This is a genomic window from Arthrobacter sp. MYb23, from assembly GCF_002979775.1.
Classification (GTDB): Bacteria; Actinomycetota; Actinomycetes; order Actinomycetales; family Micrococcaceae; genus Arthrobacter.
The window spans coordinates 465,617-481,945 of sequence record NZ_PCPR01000001.1 but is presented as its reverse complement, the minus strand read 5'-3'; the positions used below and the strand labels follow the sequence as shown (position 1 = coordinate 481,945).

Annotated in this window: 13 protein-coding genes; 9 read left to right on the top strand and 4 right to left on the bottom strand. The window is 63.4% G+C overall.

Annotated elements, in window-relative coordinates; all coding sequences use genetic code 11:
• From CQ020_RS02265 to CQ020_RS02230, 8 genes are all read left to right on the top strand, one after another.
• Positions 1-756 carry a cytochrome c biogenesis CcdA family protein gene (locus CQ020_RS02265; protein ID WP_105690355.1) on the top strand — a complete coding sequence of 252 codons (756 nt, stop codon included), beginning with the start codon at positions 1-3 and terminating at the stop codon, positions 754-756.
• Entirely contained in the window at positions 756-2,480 is a 1,725-nt protein-coding gene (locus tag CQ020_RS02260; protein WP_105690354.1) for a cytochrome c biogenesis protein ResB, read from the top strand. Before CQ020_RS02265 ends, CQ020_RS02260 begins: the two co-directional genes overlap by 1 nt.
• Entirely contained in the window at positions 2,480-3,547 is a 1,068-nt protein-coding gene (gene ccsB / locus CQ020_RS02255) for a c-type cytochrome biogenesis protein CcsB (RefSeq protein ID WP_105690353.1), read from the top strand. Before CQ020_RS02260 ends, ccsB begins: the two co-directional genes overlap by 1 nt.
• A gap of 207 nt (positions 3,548-3,754) precedes the next feature.
• On the top strand, positions 3,755-5,821 hold the full coding sequence (locus CQ020_RS02250; protein ID WP_105690352.1) for an Hsp70 family protein: 2,067 nt from the start codon (positions 3,755-3,757) through the stop codon (positions 5,819-5,821).
• 4 nt (positions 5,822-5,825) lie between these two features.
• Complete coding sequence (locus CQ020_RS02245) at positions 5,826-7,667, top strand: helix-turn-helix transcriptional regulator (protein WP_258141683.1); 1,842 nt, start codon at positions 5,826-5,828, stop codon at positions 7,665-7,667.
• A gap of 173 nt (positions 7,668-7,840) precedes the next feature.
• A complete protein-coding gene (locus CQ020_RS02240; protein WP_105690351.1) occupies positions 7,841-9,196 on the top strand; it encodes an IniB N-terminal domain-containing protein in 1,356 nt (451 codons plus the stop codon).
• Between the two features lie 147 nt (positions 9,197-9,343).
• Positions 9,344-11,227: a dynamin family protein gene (locus CQ020_RS02235; protein WP_105690350.1), complete on the top strand. Its 1,884-nt coding sequence runs from the start codon at positions 9,344-9,346 to the stop codon at positions 11,225-11,227.
• A complete protein-coding gene (locus CQ020_RS02230; protein ID WP_105690349.1) occupies positions 11,224-12,699 on the top strand; it encodes a dynamin family protein in 1,476 nt (491 codons plus the stop codon). The genes CQ020_RS02235 and CQ020_RS02230 overlap by 4 nt, the downstream gene beginning before the upstream one ends.
• Here CQ020_RS02230 and CQ020_RS02225 read toward each other — a convergent pair.
• Complete coding sequence (locus CQ020_RS02225; protein ID WP_105690348.1) at positions 12,696-13,313, bottom strand: hypothetical protein; 618 nt, start codon at positions 13,311-13,313, stop codon at positions 12,696-12,698. The two genes, CQ020_RS02230 and CQ020_RS02225, sit on opposite strands and share 4 nt — an antisense overlap.
• Before the next feature lie 5 nt (positions 13,314-13,318).
• Positions 13,319-13,759, bottom strand: a complete 441-nt coding sequence (locus CQ020_RS02220) for a PLD nuclease N-terminal domain-containing protein (protein ID WP_105690347.1) — start codon at positions 13,757-13,759, stop codon at positions 13,319-13,321.
• Positions 13,760-13,846: 87 nt separating this feature from the next.
• Here CQ020_RS02220 and CQ020_RS02215 point away from each other — a divergent pair, with 87 nt between their 5' ends.
• Positions 13,847-14,158 carry a DUF4229 domain-containing protein gene (locus tag CQ020_RS02215; protein ID WP_105690346.1) on the top strand — a complete coding sequence of 104 codons (312 nt, stop codon included), beginning with the start codon at positions 13,847-13,849 and terminating at the stop codon, positions 14,156-14,158.
• Between the two features lie 87 nt (positions 14,159-14,245).
• Here the strand turns inward: CQ020_RS02215 and CQ020_RS02210 are convergent, their stop codons facing one another.
• Both CQ020_RS02210 and CQ020_RS02205 read right to left on the bottom strand, forming a co-directional pair.
• A complete protein-coding gene (locus CQ020_RS02210; RefSeq protein WP_105690345.1) occupies positions 14,246-15,127 on the bottom strand; it encodes a 1,4-dihydroxy-2-naphthoate polyprenyltransferase in 882 nt (293 codons plus the stop codon).
• Positions 15,128-15,187: 60 nt separating this feature from the next.
• Complete coding sequence (locus CQ020_RS02205; RefSeq protein ID WP_105690344.1) at positions 15,188-16,327, bottom strand: AMP-binding protein; 1,140 nt, start codon at positions 16,325-16,327, stop codon at positions 15,188-15,190.
• Positions 16,328-16,329 lie beyond the last annotated feature (2 nt).

The window sequence follows — 16,329 nt, the reverse complement described above, 5'->3', positions numbered from 1 at the left end:
ATGAACAGTCCTTTCGCCGAGACGATCCTCAACGGATCACTGCTGCTGGCTGTGCCGGTGGCATTGCTGGCCGGGCTGGTCTCCTTCCTTTCGCCGTGCGTGCTGCCGCTGGTCCCTGGTTACCTTGGCTACGTCACGGGACTGACCGGCGTCGACCTCCAAAAGCAGCGGCGCGGCCGCATGCTGGCCGGAATCGGGCTGTTCGTCCTTGGATTCTCGGTGATTTTTGTTCTCCTGGGAGGTGCTTTCGGCCAGCTCGGAACATTGCTGACGGGTCCGCAAAACGCCTGGATCACTCAACTGCTGGGCATCCTGGTGATCGTCATGGGCGTAGTGTTCATGGGCGGCTTCGGTTGGCTGCAGCGGGACGCGAAGATCCACGCCAAACCGCCGGCAGGCCTGTGGGGTGCGCCGCTCCTGGGACTCACGTTCGGATTGGGCTGGGCACCGTGTATTGGTCCCACGTACTCCGCGGTACAGTTGCTGAGCTTGTCCGGCGGTTCGTCGGCGGCCAAGGGAGCCCTCCTGGCGTTCGTCTACAGCCTTGGCCTTGGCATTCCGTTCCTTCTGATTGCGCTGGCTGTACGCCGGGGCATGGGAGTCATGTCCTTCTTCCGCAAGCATCGGCTGGCCATCCAGCGGATCGGCGGAGGCATCCTGATTTTGCTCGGCATCCTGATGGCCACCGGAGTGTGGGGAACCTGGGTGACCGAGTTGCAGTACTGGTTCCAAAACGATGTGAAGTTGCCAATCTGATGAGCGAGTCCGTGAAAGCCAAGAAGAAGTCACCAGCCGCTGAAAGCACCTCCTCAGAAGGCACAACAGGCGAAGGAAAACTCCAGCAGGCCAAGTCCGAGGCAGCCCTGCCCGCGCTTGGTTTCAAGGGCATGCTCCGGTGGTCCTGGACCCAACTGACCAGCATGCGTACGGCTCTGTTCCTGTTGCTCCTGCTTGCCGTTGGCGCCGTGCCTGGCTCCCTGTTCCCGCAGCGCCCCGCGAATCCGTCAGTTGTCACGCAATACATCAAGGACAATCCGTCCTACGGCGAGCTTCTCGATGCACTGCAGCTCTACGATGTTTACTCTTCGGCCTGGTTCTCGGCCATCTATATTCTGCTGTTTATCTCCTTGATCGGCTGCGTTACTCCGCGCGCCATCGCCCATTACAAGGCCATGAAGTCCCAGCCACCGCGCACCCCCAAGCGCCTTTCGCGCCTGCCGGAGTACGGCACCCTGGCCCTGCCCGCCGACGCCGGGATCCCGGCGTCGAAGGCCATCAACGATGCCGCCGGGCTGCTCAAGAAGCGCGGCTATCGCGTGGAAGTCAGGGACGTCGACGGCGCCCTGCCGTCCCTGGGTGCCGAACGCGGCTTCCTGAAGGAAGTGGGCAACCTGGTGTTCCACACCTCGTTGATCGGGGTGCTGGTGTCCGTGGCCATTGGCGGCCTGTACGGGTACAGCGGCCAGCGGATCCTGGTGGAGGGAGAAACGTTCGTCAACACCCTGGTGGGCTACGACCAATTCACTCCCGGAACCAACTTCCAGAGCAGTTCGCTCCAGCCGTACTCCATGCAGCTGGACAAGTTCGACGCCACGTTCGATCGCGGTGAGTCTCCTGGCAAGGCCGGCCAGCCCATCGACTACACCGCTGAGGTGACCACCAAGGAAACCCCTGATGCGCCGGGCAAGAAGGAAACACTGAAGGTCAACGACCCCGTTTCCCTCGGAGGAACCAGCCTTTATCTCACCGGCAACGGCTACGCTCCAATGGTCACTGTCCGCGATGGGGAGGGCAATGTCTCCTTCGAAGGGCCAGTGATTGCCAAGGTCCAGGGCGATAACTATTACTCCTCCGTGGTCATCAAGGTCCCGGACGCCAAGCCGGAACAGCTCGGCTTTGTGGGCTTCTTCCTTCCCACGGCTTTCCCTTCCGAGAACGGCGTTTCCTTCAGTGCTTCCCCGGAACTCTTCAACCCACAGCTGAGCCTGAATTCCTTCTACGGAGACCTCGGCCTGGACAAGGGTGTGCCCCAGAACGTGTTCGAACTGGACGTCAAGGATCTGAAGCCCCTCAATGCCCGAGACCTCGCGGCCGGCGGTATCACCTTGAAGCCCGGTGCGACCGTGGACCTGCCCGAAGGTAAAGGCAGCATCACGTTTGACGGCGTCAAGAAGTACATCGGCGTGGACATCCACCACAACCCCGGCCAGCTGTACGCACTGATCTTCGGTTTCCTCGCAGTCGCCGGCCTGGTCATGTCGCTCTACATCAACCGACGCCGCGTCTGGGTCCGCACCGGAACCCACGCCGACGGCCGCACCATGGTGGAGTACGGCCTGCTGGCTCGCGGTGAAGACCACCGTTTGGCCGGCGAAGCAGCAGCTCTTCGCGAAATCTTTGCCCGGGAATGGAACATCCCGGAGACGCCGGACACCGCTACAACAACAGCAGGATCTTCCTCAACCTCGAAGGAACAGTAATGCCCGTCATCAACGAAACCCTGGGTCAGTACAGCGAGCTGTTCATGCTGTTGGCCGCCGGCACGTACACCGTGGCGTTCATCGCCTTCGCCTGGGACCTGGCCAAGAGCAGCAAGATGCTCAGCGCTGTGGACCAGAAGGCCGCGGCCAGCACCACCGAGCACAAGGTGAGCGTTGCTGCAGGCCGCGTCGGAGCAGGTTTGGGAGGCGCCGACGCCGGTGGGCCGGCTGGCCGGGCGGAGCGTCCGACGTCGGGCCTCACCGTTGAGGGCGGCACCGCTGCCGGCGACATGAAGTACGCGGGCCAGCGTCGCGCACCAGCCCGGGTAGCCGTGGCGTTGACGGTTCTGGGTGTCCTTATTCACGGTGCTGGCGTGGTGACCCGTGCCTTTGGTGCAGGCCGCGTGCCGTGGGGCAACATGTACGAGTTCCTCACCACCGGTGCTTTTGTTGCCGTAGCTGTCTTCCTGGTGGTCCTCATCCGCCGCGACCTGCGCTTCCTGGGAACGTTCGTGATCGGGCTGGCCATCATCATGCTCGTGGCCGCTTCGGCCGCCTTCTGGACGCCGGTGGGGCACCTGGTTCCGGCGCTGCAGAGCTACTGGCTGATCATCCACGTTTCCATCGCAGTGCTGTCTTCTGCCCTGTTCACCCTGACGTTCGCCATGTCTGTGCTGCAGTTGCTGCAGTCGCACCGCCAGAAGAATCTTTCTGCCGGCCGCAAAGACAACCTGGGCTTCATGCGCCTGGTTCCCAACGCGCTGAGCCTCGAGAATCTCTCCTACCGGATCAACGCCATCGCCTTCATCGGCTGGACGTTCACCCTCATGTTCGGTGCGATCTGGGCAGAAAAGGCGTGGGGCCGTTTCTGGGGCTGGGACCCCAAAGAAGTTTGGACCTTCGTGATCTGGGTGGTCTACGCGGGCTACCTGCACGCCCGTGCCACCCGTGGTTGGACCGGAACACGTGCCGCGTGGTTGTCGATCGTTGGCTATGCCTGCGTCATTATCAACTTCACACTGGTCAATACCGTTTTCAACGGTCTGCATTCCTACTCGGGCCTCTAAGCCGCGGCATCGACGGTTTGACCCTCTGAGCAGGGGCTTTACCCGTCCACGCGGTGGGTGGTCTTGGGAATGACAAATCGGTGGAGCAATAATGACAAGTTGGTGTTGCACCTAAGCCTTTTGCCCGTCCGGGGCAGGTGCTAACTTGTTCAGAACCCGCTTGTGATGCAGACCGCTAGCGACGCGCCGTGACCTTCTGAGGTACTCATGAGCTATGTTCTCGCCATTGACGTCGGGACAAGTTTTACCGCCGCAGCCCTTGTTAAACCCCATCAAGGACCCGCTCCAACGCCTGAAATTCTCTCGCTGGGATTGCACGGCAGCGCCGTGCCCTCGGTGCTTTTTTATGCCGATGACGGCCGGGTCCTGGTAGGTGAAGCTGCCGAACGTCGCGGGCTTGACGACCCCCGGCGCATGGTGCGGGAGTTCAAACGCCGGATAGGTGACTCCGTCCCCCTTGCCGTAGGTGAGGGCTGGCTGGCCCCCGAGGACGTGTATGCCACCATGGCCCGGTGGGTGGTGGATAAGGCGGAAGAGCGCGAGGGCAGAGCGCCGTCGTCGATCATCATGACCCACCCCGCGGCATGGGGTCAGCACCGCACCTCACTGGTCCTGGCAGCGCTCAACGTGGCCGGTCTGCAGGAAACCACCCTGATCAGCGAGCCGGAAGCGGCAGCCCTGCACTACGCCTCACAGACACGCGTGGAGGACGGCAGCATCATTGCCGTCTACGACCTCGGCGGCGGTACGTTCGACACCGCTGTGCTCCGCAAAGCGGGAGCCGGCGACTTTGAGTTACTGGGCCGTCCCGACGGCATCGAAACCCTGGGCGGCGCCGATTTTGACGCCGCCGTCCTGCGCCACGTGATGGCTCACCTCGGCGATGGCCCGGCCATGGACCCGAGTTCTCCCGAGACCTTGGCGGCACTGTCGCGTTTGAGGCGGGAATGCCGGGAAGCCAAGGAGGCACTCTCCCTGGACAGCGAAGCCAGCGTGGCAGTATCCCTTCCCGGCACCCAGATGTCGGTGCGGCTGGTCCGTTCCGAATTCGAGGCCATGATTGAGGCCCCTGTCAGGGATACTGTGGACGCCCTGCAACGCAGCCTGAGGACCATCAACCTTCAAGCCCAAGATCTCAGTGCAGTGCTGCTCATCGGCGGGTCATCCCGGATTCCCCTCGTGGCAGAGCTGATTTCCGTGGAACTGGACCGTCCAATCGCCGTCGACGCCGATCCCAAATCGTCCATCTGCCTTGGCGCTGCTGTAGCTGGCCTGCGCTCCCACGGGGCGGACGCAGTGGATGCCGCGGCGGCCTCGGCCAGTGCCGCATCCGCCCTGGCACCCTGGTCTGAAGAAGCAACTGCGGCCGCTGTGCTGGGAAGGCCCCACGTCCCGGGCAGGGCTCCGGCATTCAGCCACCTCAAAGCCGCGTCGGTCAAACCAGGCCGGCATGCCCCGCGCACACGAGTGCGGATGGCAGCAGCGGCCGCTGCAGCCGCAGCCGCGCTGACCATCGCTACTGCCACGGCGGCCCAAAGCCCCGACGGCTCAGGACTGCTGGCCACCATGTTCGGGAATCAGGCAGCAGACGTCATGCGCGACGGCGGTGCACAAGCTGCAGCGGCCCATGGCGGTGGTGCTGGTGGCGGCGGTGCTGCAGGCGACGCGGGTTCGTCGCCGGTTGCCGGAGGGCCGGCCGCTGGACTCGAAGCGAGCGCCAAGGCCGGGGTCACGAGGGCTGGATCCAACGGAAAGGCCCCGGCCAAGCAAGGTGCAAACGCAGGTACAGGTAACGCCGGTACGGGCAGCGCGGGCGCCGGCTCCGGGACCGCTGCGGGGACGGGCGCGGGTGCAGCCGGCACCACCCCACCGGTTGCCCCGGGAACTCCCACTTCTCCGGCTTCTCAGGTTCCGGGCACTCAGACGCCGGGGACCCCAGCCACACCAACAACCCCAGCACCCGATCCCACAGGGGGTGCCGCCAGCGGACCGACTCCTCCGCCGACCACAACGCCACCGGTAACCGGGCCCACAACACCACCGGTGGACGAACCGACAACGCCGCCCACCACTCCCGCAGATCCGGTGACTCCATCCCCATCGCCTGAGCCAACCCAGCCCCAGCCCGAGCCGACGGTGGTCCAAGACCCTCCACCGGCGTCACCGGAACCAACATTGCCGCCGGAGACCACGCCGCCGGCCGCCCCTGAACCAGCGCCCTTACCAGTGGAAACCGGGCCTGTGCCGGATCCAGCGCTGCTCTCGGCGGTCTAAACCCATGACGGGACATGACCATAACCCCGGGCACGACGGCGCCGGGGCACACGATCAAGGCCTGTCCAAGAAAACCTCCGCTGCCCAAATGCGTTCCCAGCAAAAGGACCTGGTGGACGAGGCCATTGAGATGGGCCAGCCGTTGGGGGAACTGGCCCGGGAACTCGCGCGGCAAGGGTTCAAAGACCCTCGTGTTGTGGCTGAGCTCGAACGGTCTGCAGATGTTGCCTTGGAAGCTGATCCACGTTTGGCCGCAGAGCTGTATGCCGAGGCACTTTTGGCCGGGGGAGACGAGGTTCCCAGGGCCGCGAGACGCGCCCAGGCCTTAGCGGCAAAAGGTGACTTGGACGCAGCAGGAAGGACAGCGGATCGGCTCCTGGCCGTACCCGGGGCGCCGGACCTTCGCCTGGGAGTGGATGTGGCCGCCGCTGTCTGGGCGCAGCGTGGAATGCTGTCCCGGAGCGCCGATACCTACCGCTGGCTTGGACCGGACAGCATGGATGGCTCGGCCCCGCTTGCTGCGGTGGCCATGATCGGGACGGGAAGCGCCGCGGCCGCCGAAGAACTTCTGGCAGCTACTCCCGCGGGCGGTTCGCCGACGCTCCTGGCGGTTGCTTTGTCCCTGACCCAGGAGGGGCTCTGCCGGACCTTGGGACCGGCCCCGGACTTGGCACTGGCTGAGCTCATCCGTGCTTCGGACATGATGAACGCGGCAGGCACGTTCATTCCTTTGCCGGAAACCCCGGGTGCCCTGGCCGCTTTGTGCGCCCTCCACAATGGCGAGCCGGAGGTGGCGGACACAGTGCTCAAAGCTGCGCTGGCTGCAGGCCAAGGAGGCGACACCTGCCGTCCCCGGCTGTTCCTGTTAAGGGCGTGGTCCGCCATGCAGCAGGACAACGCCGACGACGCCCGCCTGGCCATCAACGAGGCCGTCAAAGCCAATCACTGGCCTCTGGCACCCCGCGATGAGTTCTTGTTGGCGGCGTTGGAAGTGGGCCTTGCCCGGCGTGGCAGCGACGTGCACGAGCTGGTGCTGGCGTGGGAGAGGGCTCGCGAAGCGATGATGCACGTGTCCGTGGATCTCTACAGCCTCCTTCCATGGGGCGAACTCATGATCACCGCAGCCCGTTTGCGGGAATCAAGGAGGGTCAGCCATTACCTTGACAGCGCCTGGGATCTGCTGTCGAGGCTGGGCAACCCACTCTTGTGGTCTGTGCCATTGCACTGGGCAGCGGTACAGGCAGCCCTGCTGAGCGAAGACCCCGCGGGGCTGGCCCCGCACGCGGCAGCACTGGTGCGCGCCTCTGAACACAGCCATCTGGCGTCCGTGCTCGCCACCGGCGGTAAGGCTTGGGTCTCCGTCCTGGCAGGCCGTTTTGAGGCGTCCGACGTCGAAACAGCGGCCCGTGGGTTGGCCGCCGTCGGGATGCCGTGGGAGGGCGCCCGCCTGGCGGGCCATGCAGCAGCGCACGCGGATGAGCGACGCGACATGGTGAAGCTGCTGGCGTGCGCCAGGGATATTCACCCCCAAGGCGCAGCACCTTCTTCCGGGGCGTTGCAGCGGCAGGAGGATGCTCGAACTACTGCCACCGCTCAACCTGTCATGGAGGACGGCGGCGGTCCAGGGGCCCATGACTCCTCTGGGCTCAGTGCGCGGGAACGCGAAGTTGGCCGGCTCATCCTGGAGGGCAAAACTTACCGGGAGATCGGTGAAGTCATCTACATCTCACCCCGCACGGCGGAGCACCATGTGGCACGCATGCGGCGACGCCTGGGAGCCGAAAACCGCTCAGAACTCCTGGTCCGCTTGAGGCTGGCGTTGGGGGAGGGGTACCCGCCTCCGTAGCGTCAACCCCCTCCACCCCCTAACGCGAAACGCCACTATCCCCTAACGGTAGGAGGAGGGTAGGGGGACCACCCCCGATGCCCCACCATGAGCCCCGGCAATAGGTTGAAGGCAAGCCCGGCAAAGGCGCCGGGCGTATCACCATCCATCACAGAATTTGAGGGAGCATTCCAATGCCTACACTCGCACAACAGCTCGTGCAGTTCCTGATGAGCCTGTTCAACGATCCTGATGCCGCTGAAGAGTTCGTAAGGGATCCCGAAGCTGCGCTTGCCGCCGCGGGCCTCCGCGACGTGTCCTCGGCCGACGTCGACGCCGTCCGCCCGGTGGTCCTCGACTACGCACCCATCAACGCCCGTTCGTCCTTCGACCGCGAATACAACACTGGCGGCAACAACGCTTCCACCGGTGGAGGCGGCGCCTGGGGTGGCCACGACGACGATGACCGCCCCAACGGCGGTGGTGGCGGCGGGCGTCCGGATCGCGACGATGACGACCACGGCCACGGTGGTGGCGGCGGGCGCCCGGATCACGACGATGACGACCACGGCCACGGTGGCGGCGGCGGTGGCTGGGGCGGCCATGACGACGATGATCACGACGGCGGTGGACACGGCGGGGGCGGCGGCCACGACGGCGGCGGACACGACGGCGGCGACTGGGATGATCACGCACATGCCGTTCAGCAGCTTGTCCACGTGGTGAACAACTACTCGTACACCACCACCATCGACGACCGCGACACGATCACCGACCAGTCAGTCAACCAGAACATCTGGGCCGACGGAGATGTCACGCAACTCTTCAACCAGGACGCCGTGGTTGCCTCGGGTGACGGCGCGGTTGCTGCCGGCGACGACGTCAGCAATGTGGGCAATACGACCACCACCACAACTACCAATAACAACCAAAACCATTCGGTGAACTACACCGAATCCGGCGACGGCGACCTTGAAGTGGGCAATACGGACATCGAGGTCAAGGATTCGTTCAACGACAATTCCGATCACTCCGTGACCAAGGATTCCTACAACACCGATGTTGATGTTGACGTGGATATTGAGGACTCCTTCAACGAGGACAGCTCCACGAATACGGACAACTCGAACAACTCGGTCAATGTCTCGGATTCGTTCAACGACAACTCGGACAACTCGGACAACTCGGACAACTCAGACAACTCGGACAACTCCGACAACTCGGTCACGGACAACTCCGTGAACGTGGCTGACTCGTTCAACGACAACTCCACCGATGTGGATGTTGACGTCGAGGACGTTCAACTCATCAACGATTCGATCGTGGTCCAGGACAACGAGCTGGAGATCGACAACTCCAAGGAAATCGACGTCGAAGACGTTCAGGTCAACTACGACTCCACGGTTATCCAGGACAACGAGCTGGACCTCGAGTACACCAATGTGGAGGACAACACCGTCATCGCGGACAACGAGCTCGACGTGGAGGTGGAGTACAACGACATCGACGACTCGATTGTGGTTGCCAAGAACGATGTGGAAATCGACTAACACCAAAAAAATCCGAGCGTCGTAACGATCAAAGACACGACGTTCACGAACACCCCAGCAGTGCCCGGCAGACGCGAGAACGTCTGCCGGGCACTTCGTGGCCTCACAGGAACAGAAGAACGAGGCGGCCGGAACAAAGGACAGACGGTGACGGAAACAGGACGCATGACCACGTTGGTTGAGCAGGGCATGGCGCTGGCAGGGGACCGGAACGACCTCCGGCGCCGACTGGAGAATACCCTCTACCGCTTGAGCGATCCCAGCGTCCGCGTGATTGTGGTGGGCGAGTTTAAGCAAGGTAAGAGCCAGCTCATCAACGCCTTGGTGAACGCACCCGTCTGCCCCGTTGATGATGACATTGCCACCTCCGTCCCTACGGTGGTACGGCAGGGGGATCCGGCGTCGGCCGTTGTCCTGGTACCCGGCCAGCACAGCAGCGCGCCGACGCCCGAAGGGGAGACCGGCGTCGGCGAAAGCGGGTTGGAACGGCAACCAGTGCAACTGGATCAACTCGCGGAGTTCGTCTCCGAGAAGGGCAACCCGGGCAATACGAAGAACATCGTGGCCGCCGAAGTCTCACTGCCGCGGAAACTGCTGGCCGGCGGACTGACAATCGTGGATTCCCCGGGTGTAGGTGGCCTGGGCTCAACACATACGCTGACCACGCTGACTGCCCTGCCATCAGCACACGCCATGGTGTTCGTCTCCGATGCTTCGCAGGAATACACCGAGCCGGAGATGCGGTTCCTGCGCCAAGCGATGCGCATCAGCCCGAACGTCCTATGCGTGTTGTCCAAGACCGACCTCTATCCGAGTTGGCGCCAGATCGCTGATTTGGATCAGAGGCATTTGGCAGGCGTCGGCCCGGATATTCCGCTGTTTCCGGTGTCCTCCGAGTTGCGACTCCATGCGGCACGGCTGCAGGATGCTGAGCTGAATGCCGAATCAGGGTTTCCGGCTCTGATAGGTCATCTGCGGAACAACATTGTGGGCGGGGCCGCCAGAATGCAACGCAGATCCGTCAGCACTGACCTCCTGTCCGTCACCGAGAACCTCAGGCTCGCTCTGCAGACGGAACTTGAAGCCCTGGAAAATCCGGCAGGCACGCCTCAGATGATCGCTGGACTGAATGCGGCGAAGGAGGACGCGGACTCGCTGCGCAAACGCTCCGCCCGTTGGCAGATAACGCTCAACGATGGCATTGGTGACCTGATCGCGGACATGGAATATGACCTCAGGGACAGGCTGCGCAGGATCCAACGCGAGGCCGAGATTGCCATTGATCAAGGTGACCCGGGACCCGCGTGGGAGCAGTTCACGCAATGGCTCGAACAAAGCACGGCAGCCGCGGTGTCGGATACCTTCGTGTGGACCAGCGAACGTTCGCAATGGTTGGCCACCCAGGTAGCGGAGCACTTCTCAGAAGAAGTGGTGGCACTCCCCGCCTTGAAGGTGGCAGATACGGGCGGCGTCCTGGACCCCGTAGCCGATATTCAGGAGATGCAAAACGGCAAGCTCGGGCCGCTGCAGAAGGTGCTGATCGGGATGCGCGGGTCCTACGGGGGTGTGCTCATGTTTGGACTCCTGACAGGCCTCTTTGGGATGGCCCTCATCAACCCGCTGTCCGTAGGGGCCGGCTTGATGCTGGGCAGGAAGGCCTACCGGGAAGACAAGGAAGCACGGCTCAAGCAACGGCAAGCAGAAGCCAAGATCCTGGTCCGGAAGCACGTGGACGATGTTGTGTTCCAGGTGGGCAAGCAGCTCAAGGACAGGCTGCGGCTGGTCCAGCGGGCCACACGGGATCACTTCACGGAAATCGCCGAGGAACACCATCGTTCCCTGACCGAATCCGTGGCGGCCGCTCAGAAAGCGGCAGCCACGTATGCCGTGGAACGCGATATGAGGATCAAAGAGATCCGGAACCAACTCACAGCAGTGGACGCGCTGGCCAAGGCCGCGCAGCAGCTGAATCAGGATCCACCCGCGGGTGCGCAGGCCAGCACCACACCAGCGGCGGTCCCGGCAGGATGATGGACCCGGGCCTCGCCGGAGCCTCGGACCTGCTCCGGAAAGCGAAGGAGATCTTCCACCACGACCCAGCGGCGCTCGCGGTGGTGGATGAGCTCGAGGTTCGGCTGGAGGGGCCTCTAAGGATTGCAGTGGCCGGCATGGTCAAAGCAGGCAAATCCACGCTTCTCAATGCGATCATCGGCGAGGAAATCGCGCCCACTGATGCCGGGGAATGCACTCGGATTGTCACGTGGTACCGCTTCGCGCATACTCCCAGGATCACGCTTCATCCCATCATCGGAGAGCCGCGGGCGCTCCCGGTCACCCGGGACGATGGCCGGTTGGTCTTCAGCCTGGGCGATGTCCGGGCCGAGGACGTGGAACGGCTGGTGGTGGACTGGCCGGCAGCGAGCCTGCGGGAGCTGACGCTGATCGATACTCCCGGAATCGCCTCTCTGTCACAGGACGTGTCAGGACGGTCCACGGAGTTCCTGCTGCCGGAAGATGCCCCCATGGCCGCCGATGCCGTCATCTATCTCATGCGCCATCTTCATGCCGCTGATGTCAGGTTCCTGGAGTCCTTCAAGGACACTGCCGTTGGTCAATCCGGGACCGTTAATGCACTGGCAGTCCTTTCCCGGGCTGATGAGATCGGGGCGGGCAGAATCGATTCCCTCATTTCCGCCGCAGTGATCGCTGACCGGTACAGCCGGGATCAGAACCTCAGGCCACTTGCCCTGGGTGTTGTTCCGGTTGCCGGCCTGCTGGCGCAAAGCTCGCGGACCATGCGCCAAACGGACTTCGAGGCCATGCAACTGTTGGCGCAGATGGACAGGAACCAGCGGGAGAGGCTGATGCTGTCGGCGGACCTCTTTGTCCGCGCCACCGAGCCCGCAGGCCTCAGCCAGGAAGCCAGGGCGTCGCTCGTGCAAAGATTCGGCTTGTTTGGCATCCGCCTGGGTGTTGCCTTGATCCGGGGTGGCATCAGCAACCCGACGGAGCTGGCCCATGAGTTGGCACGCCGTAGTGGCCTCGGTCAGTTGCTCGACAAAGTCGCCTCCTTGTTCCGAACGCGAGCGGACGCACTCAAGGCCCGTGCCGCCGTCGTGGGCCTGGAAGCCCTGCTGGGCAGTTCACCGCGAGACAAAGCGTTGCTGCTGGAAGCCAGCATGGAGAAATTTCAGGCCGGCGCGCACGAATTCCGGGAATTGAAACTCCTCGCTGCACTGCGGACCGGTGGCTTGAGCTTGAGCCCGGAGCTGTCCGCAGAAGCCGAGCAGTTGGTGGGTGGCCGTGGGAACACCCCGGCGCTGAGGCTGGGTTTGGAACCCGAAGCAAGCCCGGAGCAGATCAGCGAGGCCGCACGGCAACACCTGAGTCGTTGGCGCTTGATCGCAGAAAACCCGCTCACTGAACCGCCCGCGCTGGGCGCCTGCCGCGTAGTCCTCCGCAGTTGCGAAGGGATGCTTGCCGCTATTCCCGCGGCCCGCTAAGGGACCCGTCCCCGAGGCGACCGTTCGCTGAGCAACCAGCTGGTGGTGGACGGGAGGAACAGCAGGATCAGGCCAGCGGCGGCCAGGATGAATTGGGCAGCCAGCAGAACCGTTGTCAGGGTTCCATCGGCGCCGGGCGCCACCACGAAGTCGGCGGTGATGACGGTGACCACCGCATGCAGGAGGACCAAGGGGGCAAGCGCCCAGCGAGCCCAGATGCGGCGTTTGAAAAGGACCGCCAGGAGGACCGCTTCCATGGCCACCACCAGGGCAAGCATGGTGAGGCTTCCCAGGAACACGACGGCGGTGGCACCCTCCACTGCGGTGGCATCGCCGTCGGGAACCATGCCTCCAATGACGCCTTTCAGGCGTTCGAAGTGGGAGTCCCGGCCGAGGAAGCCTGTTGCTACAACGGCGATCCCGGCCACGAAGCTGGCCACCCACAGGGAACGTGAGAGTCGAGCGGGTGCGGGGGGCTTGACCACCGCCGCTATGGGCGGCGGTGTGGACAGCGAAATGCCTGGGCGTGGTGGTGGCGCGGTGGGTGACGCGGGCCCGCTGACTGATGGCGTGGAGGAAGGTGTCTGCCGTGATCCATCAGCTTGCTGGGCCATGTTCCCTACTTCAGCTCGTCCGTGTCATGGGGATCTGGCTCGGTGCGCTTGGCGTCGCCGGGTTTGAATCCGTTATTTTTGGCGTCGTCACTGCCATCGGCCGGCTTCTCGCCAAGAGCGCGTTCCTTGGCTTCCAGATCTGCCTTGAGCTTCTTCAGGCGATCGTCTTCAGCCTGGTTACGGCGGCGGGTTTCCAGATTGCGGAGGAATTCGGGGTCGTCATCCGGGGCGGTGGGCTGGCGGCGCACGGGTTTGGCCTGGGGCTTGTTATAGGGCCGACCGAAGATGAACCAGAGGACCGCGCCAAGCAGTGGCAGGACGATCATCACAATGATCCATGCGGTCTTGGAAATCCCGCGTGTTTGGTGGCGATCAGTACGTATGACGTCCACCAAGGCATAGACGAAGATGACCAGAACAATAACGACGCCTACAACCCGGAGCATGCACCAAGTCTAGTCGCCGTAAGCCAATCGCTGGACGCCCTCTTCCGGCTGTGATCAGAGTGCAACCATCCGGGCGGCTAAACTTGGATGGTGGCTTTCGTGAAGTATTCCCTCATCCGTCTGGTGCTGTTCGTGCCGTTGTTCGTGCTGTTCGCCTATTTGGGGGTTGGATGGGTCCTGGCTGTGGTCTTCGCCGGCCTGATCGCCTTCGCCATCAGCTACCTTTTCTTCCAGAAGCAGCGCGACGCCGCCACTGCGGCCATGCGTGAACGTTTCTCTGGCCGGGCCAAGCCGATTCGCACTGCGGGTGAGGTTGAAGACGCGGCCGCCGAGGACGGGTTGGTAGAGAAAAACCCGGACATCGCAGTTAATAACGACAAACGCCCCGGCACCGTCTAGATTCTCCGGCACAAGTTTTTTGTACAGCTAACGCCCCTAAGAAAGCTTCTTAGGGGCGTTAGCTGTACAAAAACTCGTATAAAGGGCCTAGAAGCCGCGGCTCAGGATCAGCCCCAGCGAGAACAGCAGGCTGTAACCGAGGTTGATCAGCCCGGTTTGCTTGAGTACCGGGATGAGGCTCTTGCGCTTTTTGCCGTTGACCATGAGCCAGGCCGGCATGAGGCAGGCCGGAATCAGCAGCAGGACAATCAGCATCCACGGCTTGGTGGGTGCCAGGACGATGACCAGCAGAATGGCAACGGCCAGCATCAGCACGTAGCTTTCCCGGGCATGCCGGTCTCCGAGCCGCACTGCAAGGGTCCGCTTTCCGGCGGCCGTATCCGTGGGGATATCCCTGACGTTGTTGGCCATCAGCAAGGCGCAGGCGATGAGCCCGGTTCCGATTGCACCAATGACCGCGGCGAGGCTGACCTGCCCGGCCTGCGTATAGGTGGTTCCGAGCGTGGCCACGAGTCCGAAAAACACGAAGACAAACACGTCGCCCAAGCCCATATACCCGTAGGGGTTCTTGCCGCCGGTGTAACCCCAAGCTGCCAGGACGCACCCGATGCCCACCAGGATCAGCCACCACGTCTGGGTAATGATCACCAGGATCAGACCGCAAATCATGGCGGCCCCGAACAGCGCGAACGCCGCCCATTTCACCTGCTCCGGTTTCGCCGCGCCTGAACCAACCAAGCGAAGGGGACCTACACGGTCCTCATCAGTGCCGCGGATGCCATCGGAGTAGTCGTTGGCGTAGTTAACGCCGATTTGAAGCAGGAGCGCCACGAGTGCTGCCAGGATCGCGTTCGGCAGCCGGAAAGCCTGGAGCTCGTACGCCGCTGCCGAACCGATGAGGACCGGCGCGATCGCCGCGGGCAGTGTGCGGAGCCGGGCTCCTTGAATCCATTGTGCAGCTGTCGCCACGTGTAGTACCTCGTGTATTTCGCGGTTGATCTTGAGTCAGGCTCGGGAGGAAGAACGTGTCTATTGTCCCTGATGCAGATTGGAAAGCAGGTCAATCATGGCCATGCGGTCCGGTTTTCCGTTCGGAAGCATCGGCAATTCCTTGTCGGCCAGGACTGTCTTGGGCGCCAGGACCCCCAGTGCTTCCTCGCGGCGGGCGGTGAATCCCTTCACTCCCTCGGGCGAAGGATCAGTCACGGCAACGTAGGCCGCCACGGCCTGGCCCCATTCGCGCGACGTTACGCCGGTCACGAAAGCCGCCGTGACGCCGTCGAGCTCTTCCAGCTTGCTTTGGATGTACGCGGCGGAGGCTTTGACGCCGCCGGTGATGATCACGTCGTCAGCGCGGCCCAGCACGGTGAGTTTGCCGTCGTCGGACAGTTCCCCAAGATCGCCGGTGACGTACCAACGCACGCCGTCCTCCTCGAAAAACGCAGCCTTGGAAGCGCGGGCAGCGTCAAGATAGCCCGCGGCCACGGTGTCCCCGCCCAACAGGATGCGGCCTTCAAGCTCACCCTCGCCAATGCGGACCTCGACGCCGTCCAGGGGCTCGCCGTCGTAAACGCACCCACCGCAGGTCTCGGCTGAGCCGTAGGTGGTCACCATCTTGAGGCCTTCTGCATGGGCGGTCGCAAGGAGGTCGGCAGAAGCGGGAGCGCCGCCCAGCAGGATCGCGTCAAAGCGGCGCAGCACGGCAAGGGTTTCCGGTGCGGGGGAGTCCAACAGCCGCTGCAGTTGGGTGGGCACCAGGGAGGTGAAGCGGATCTTGTCCGTGAGTTCCTCGGCCGCGGCAGTGAAGGCCTCAGGCGTGAAGCCGTTCGACTGGTCCATCACCCAAGGGCGGGTGCCCGCATAGAGCGAGCGGACCAGGACCTGCACGCCGGCCACATACTGCAGCGGGAGCGCCAGCAGCCACTGGCCTTCGCCGCGCAAAGCCACGGCAGTAGACATCGAGGAGGCCGCGAGGGCTTCAACGGTGAGGATGGTTGCCTTGGGCGTACCTGTGGAACCGGAGGTGCGGACCACCACGGCTGCTTCCTCGACGCCGGTCTCCACCGGAAGTGCCTGCGGCTCCCCGTGTTCGTCCAGGACGATTTCGACGGCGGGGCCCTCGCCGTGGAGGGCGGCCATCAGGGCTTTCAAGACGGGATCGATGTTCACAG

Excerpts from the sequence above, each read along its gene's own strand:
- CQ020_RS02265 (WP_105690355.1), top strand. The coding sequence starts at position 1 with ATGAACAGTCCTTTCGCCGAGACGATCCTCAACGGATCACTGCTGCTG.
- CQ020_RS02260 (WP_105690354.1), top strand. The coding sequence starts at position 756 with ATGAGCGAGTCCGTGAAAGCCAAGAAGAAGTCACCAGCCGCTGAAAGC.
- ccsB (WP_105690353.1), top strand. The coding sequence starts at position 2,480 with ATGCCCGTCATCAACGAAACCCTGGGTCAGTACAGCGAGCTGTTCATG.
- CQ020_RS02250 (WP_105690352.1), top strand. The coding sequence starts at position 3,755 with ATGAGCTATGTTCTCGCCATTGACGTCGGGACAAGTTTTACCGCCGCA.
- CQ020_RS02245 (WP_258141683.1), top strand. The coding sequence starts at position 5,826 with ATGACGGGACATGACCATAACCCCGGGCACGACGGCGCCGGGGCACAC.
- CQ020_RS02240 (WP_105690351.1), top strand. The coding sequence starts at position 7,841 with ATGCCTACACTCGCACAACAGCTCGTGCAGTTCCTGATGAGCCTGTTC.
- CQ020_RS02230 (WP_105690349.1), top strand. The coding sequence starts at position 11,224 with ATGATGGACCCGGGCCTCGCCGGAGCCTCGGACCTGCTCCGGAAAGCG.
- CQ020_RS02225 (WP_105690348.1), bottom strand. The coding sequence starts at position 13,313 with ATGGCCCAGCAAGCTGATGGATCACGGCAGACACCTTCCTCCACGCCA.
- CQ020_RS02220 (WP_105690347.1), bottom strand. The coding sequence starts at position 13,759 with ATGCTCCGGGTTGTAGGCGTCGTTATTGTTCTGGTCATCTTCGTCTAT.
- CQ020_RS02215 (WP_105690346.1), top strand. The coding sequence starts at position 13,847 with ATGGTGGCTTTCGTGAAGTATTCCCTCATCCGTCTGGTGCTGTTCGTG.